At 60.8% G+C, this 3,715-nt stretch carries 5 protein-coding genes and 2 pseudogenes; 3 read left to right on the top strand and 4 right to left on the bottom strand.

Annotation, left to right across the window (positions count from 1 at the left end; genetic code table 11):
- The coding region (locus tag ACZ50K_RS37740; protein ID WP_468911988.1) for a transposase at positions 1 to 413 on the top strand (413 nt) is incomplete at its 5' end.
- Between the two features lie 416 nt (positions 414 to 829).
- Positions 830 to 1,063, top strand: coding sequence for a hypothetical protein (locus ACZ50K_RS37735; RefSeq protein ID WP_468911985.1), 234 nt, complete (start codon positions 830 to 832; stop codon positions 1,061 to 1,063).
- A 213-nt stretch (positions 1,064 to 1,276) separates the two neighbouring features.
- Here the strand turns inward: ACZ50K_RS37735 and ACZ50K_RS37730 are convergent.
- From ACZ50K_RS37730 to ACZ50K_RS37720, 3 genes and pseudogenes are all read right to left on the bottom strand, one after another.
- Positions 1,277 to 1,392: pseudogene (locus tag ACZ50K_RS37730) on the bottom strand (IS5/IS1182 family transposase); the annotation flags it as partial.
- A gap of 227 nt (positions 1,393 to 1,619) precedes the next feature.
- Positions 1,620 to 2,405: a hypothetical protein gene (locus ACZ50K_RS37725; protein ID WP_468911983.1), complete on the bottom strand. Its 786-nt coding sequence runs from the start codon at positions 2,403 to 2,405 to the stop codon at positions 1,620 to 1,622.
- Positions 2,406 to 2,589: 184 nt separating this feature from the next.
- Positions 2,590 to 3,219, bottom strand: coding sequence for an IS5 family transposase (locus ACZ50K_RS37720; RefSeq protein WP_468911980.1), 630 nt, complete (start codon positions 3,217 to 3,219; stop codon positions 2,590 to 2,592).
- A 6-nt stretch (positions 3,220 to 3,225) separates the two neighbouring features.
- Between ACZ50K_RS37720 and ACZ50K_RS37715 the strand changes: the two genes are divergently transcribed.
- Positions 3,226 to 3,612: a transposase gene (locus ACZ50K_RS37715; protein WP_468911977.1), complete on the top strand. Its 387-nt coding sequence runs from the start codon at positions 3,226 to 3,228 to the stop codon at positions 3,610 to 3,612.
- An 8-nt stretch (positions 3,613 to 3,620) separates the two neighbouring features.
- Here ACZ50K_RS37715 and ACZ50K_RS37710 read toward each other — a convergent pair.
- Positions 3,621 to 3,715: pseudogene (locus ACZ50K_RS37710) on the bottom strand (IS5/IS1182 family transposase); the annotation flags it as partial.

Below are 3,715 nucleotides of genomic sequence, written 5' to 3'. Positions count from 1 at the left end.
TCGTCGGCTGGTCCATCGCCGACCACATGCGCACGGACCTCGTCACCGACGCCCTGAGGATGGCCGCCCGCACCCGCGGCTCGCTGGACGGCGCGGTCTTCCACTCCGACCACGGAGCCCAGTACGGATCCAGGGCCTACGCCGACCTCTGCGACCAGCTTAAGGTCACCCGGTCGATGGGCGCGATCGGCACCAGCGCCGACAACGCCGCCTGCGAAAGCTTCCACGCCTCACTGAAACGCGAGACCCTCCAAGGCGCCCACGATTACGGCGACGCCACCACCTGCCGCCGCACCGTCTTCGCCGGGCTCACCCGCTATGACACCCGCCGCCGACACTCCACCAACGGCCACCTGAGCCCAGACGCCTACGAACGCCGACACCACAACGCTAAACTCACGCTCGCCGCGTGATCAATAACCGCGTGTCCACCTTCATGGGGGAAGGCCCCCCGTCTTCAACCGGAGCTTCGTTGCATCCGTCGCGGCCCCCGAACCGATTGTCACACCCCTGTGACCAGGCACACCACAAGATCACCACGACTTCGAATCAGCCCTGCCCAGCCAGCGCGGTGAGGCCATGTTGCGGGGCTGAGGTGGGCGAGGATACTCGGAATCAGTGGGTCTCGTATCTATCAGGAGGGCGAATTATGTCGGCACATCGGTACACGACCGCCTTTATCGCTACGGGTCTCTTCATTTCGCTAATCCCTAGCGGGACAGGGTACGCATCGAACTCTTCGGGCGCTGCGGTGATGCCGCCGGTCGCCGTCGGGCAGGATTGTAGGGAATCGATCCCAGATGGTAGGGCGGGAGAGACGGCCTGGTGCGTGGGAAGTCAGATAGGCAGCCTGACGGCCGCCAAATCTGTCGACATTCTAAACGTCGGACCCTCTAGTTTCCGACTTTATGCCCAGGGAGAAGGGAAGGAAACGGAGCTGAAAGTGCTGCATCCTGGCGAAATCTCTCATGTCCCTGTGGAAAAAATCGGAAATATCGGAATGCGTCCGGTGAACGACAATGCCTCCAACGTGGCATTCGAAGTGGTCAAGGTATACAATTGAATGAGCCCTTGCACTGGGGTACTGTATCTCGCGATCCGCGAGCAGATCAACCCGAAGGTGCGCGACAAGAACCACGTCGCCGCACACTAGAAAGAGGCACTGAATCAGTTCTCACTCTTTTTCGAGGATCGGCTCAGCATTCAATGACGCCAACCGACTTACACAAGATCGCTGACACGCCCCCGTCTACGCCCGGGTCAGGCCGTCCATTATTTAGGCGCGTTTCTCATGGCGTGTGGCGACGGCGCGAAAGCCCTTGAGTCGGTTGATGGCTCGTTCGACGGTGTTGCGCTTTTGTATCGCTCGCTGTCGAAGCCGGTGGGACGGCCCTCGGGAATCGGTGTTCGGCACAGACTTTCCCGAGGCGGGCGGGAGAAGCAGCCATGGCCGGACCCCTCGGAGGGAGACCGGCCCTGAGCTGGTGTCTATCAGTGGGGGTGGCGGGGACGACCTCTTCGTCCAGTGAAGTCCGGTGGCTGAGTTCGTCTGTAAGGGCGGCGCGTGTACAGGTCAGGGGAGAGTGCAGAGCATTTACGATACGCCCCCCTTGAACTTATTAGGTCCCGCTCGACAGTGCAGAAATTACCATTTCTGCGCGCTTCTCGAAGATTCTAAGAGATGAATTCATGGTTTCGATTTCATCTTGCCGATGGTCGAGAAGTTCCAGGATGGCTAGGAGCTCTCGATACATACTTACATGCTGCCGAACCGCATCGGCATGATCGAGTAGCAACCCACGTTCGCTGCTGTGGCCGACCGCAAGGCTGTTCTTCAGGCTACGATAGTGACTGCGGGCAGACGACTCGTGCGACTTCAGCGCTTCCATCATTGCGTCCAGGTGGTCCTGGCTCACTAGCTGCCATTTCTTGAAGGCACTCTCACCGGACAGCTGCAGAAGGCGATCCTTTTCGACAAACCAGTCGGCGGCATTCAGTATCTTTTCGACGTATTCTTCGCGCGAATAATCACAAGATCCGTCAGCCTTTGCCAAGTATTCATCATACATTTTGGAAGCTTTTTCGGTGGCCGCTTCACTGATGCTGAAGCCCATATGCCTGTAGAACGCTCGCGCATCTAGGGCTACTGTTCCAGTCGAAATGACAGCACTCGGAGCGAAATCGGCAATGCAGTACAGTAGTACTGCCCCTATCCCGATCCCGGGAGTGCCAGCGCTGATTGTCTTGAGGTGAATGTTGCCATCGGGGTGATCAATCAGAACGGCGTAGCCCCCTTCGAACGACTTGACGTTGGACCGCGTGATGAATTCGTCGCCATCGAGGGCCACCTCGAGCACGATAGGTGCGCTAGGCGTCTCTTTCCATATGAACTTCCAGCTAGTCATGCTCTCTCCTTGATTGCTATGGCAGGCAGGTTGCAATTATCTCTGCAGGACTAGCTGTGAGCCTTCCCATAAGGGCAGCCTTGAGGGCCGGCCCATAGAGTGAGCTTCTTCGAGTTGGCCACCGATCGGGTGACGGGCAGGGGCTCGTAACGGGCAAGGCTCCCGGACGGTTGAGCGAGATGCTTCACGTCTCAACTCGGCGGCGGGTCATGATCATGACCATCGACCACATGATCATCGTCTCGGTGCTGGTCGTGGATCGTTCGAAGTCGCGGACGAGGCGGCGGCTTCGCATCAGGTGGGCGAAGAGCCGTTCGACGATCCACCGCTTGGGCAGCACCACGAAGCCGCGCGTGTCGTCGCTGCGTTTGACGATCGCCAGGACCAGGGCGAACGCGGTCAGGCAGTGCTCGACGAGGCTGCCGGTGTAGCAGCCGTCGGCCCAGACGAGTTCCAACTGGTGTTGGACGCCGGCCACCTGGGCGAGCAGTGTCTTTGCGGCGGCGCGGTCTCCGATGTCCCCCGCGGTGACCATGACGCCCAGCAGCAGGCCGAGGGTGACGACCACGACGTGCCGCTCGCGGTCGTTGACCAGCTTGCCGCCGTCGAAGACGCGACTGTCCGAGCCGACGACGGCGTCGGCCTTGACGGACTGCGAGTCGATCACGCTGGCCGTCGGCTCCGTATCCCGGCCCGCCTTCCGGCGGACCCGATCGCGCAGCCGGTCGTAGAACTCCCTGACCAGCAGGTGGTCGCGCCAGCGGAGGAAGAAGGCGTAGGCCCGGTCCCACGGCGGGAAGTCGACGGACAGCAAATCACGATGACTGCCTCGTCTCGCAACAATGTCTTCTACCAGCAGTTTCTTCTGGCACTGGAGGAAGCGAACCCGGTCGGCGATATCTACGTGATCACTGACAACCTGTCCTCCCACAACAGCATCTCCACCCGGACCTGGCTCGAAGACCACCCCAGGATCAAGCACGTCTTCATACCCGTCGGCGCCTGCTGGCTCAACCTCCAAGAAACCTGGTGGCGCATCTTCCGCAAGGCCGCCCTGGCCGGCCAGTCCTTCGCCAGTTCCGACGAGATCACCCAGGCCACAGCCCTTGCCACCGCCCAGCTCAACCAGCGGGCACGGGCCTGGATCTGGGGCAGACCCGTACCACCCACGCGGCGCCTACGCCGCCGCTATATCTACTGCCTTTAGACCGTGTGCTATGTGGTGAGGCGGAGTAGGCGCTTGTAGCAGCAGATGGCAGCGGCCAGGCCGAGAAATGCCAGGTAGTTGCGGGGGTCGCGTTCGTAGCGGT

Source organism: Streptomyces sp. NPDC033845, from assembly GCF_055576225.1.
The sequence above is the reverse complement of the archived record's forward strand: the minus strand, read 5'-3'. Positions and strand labels throughout refer to the sequence as shown.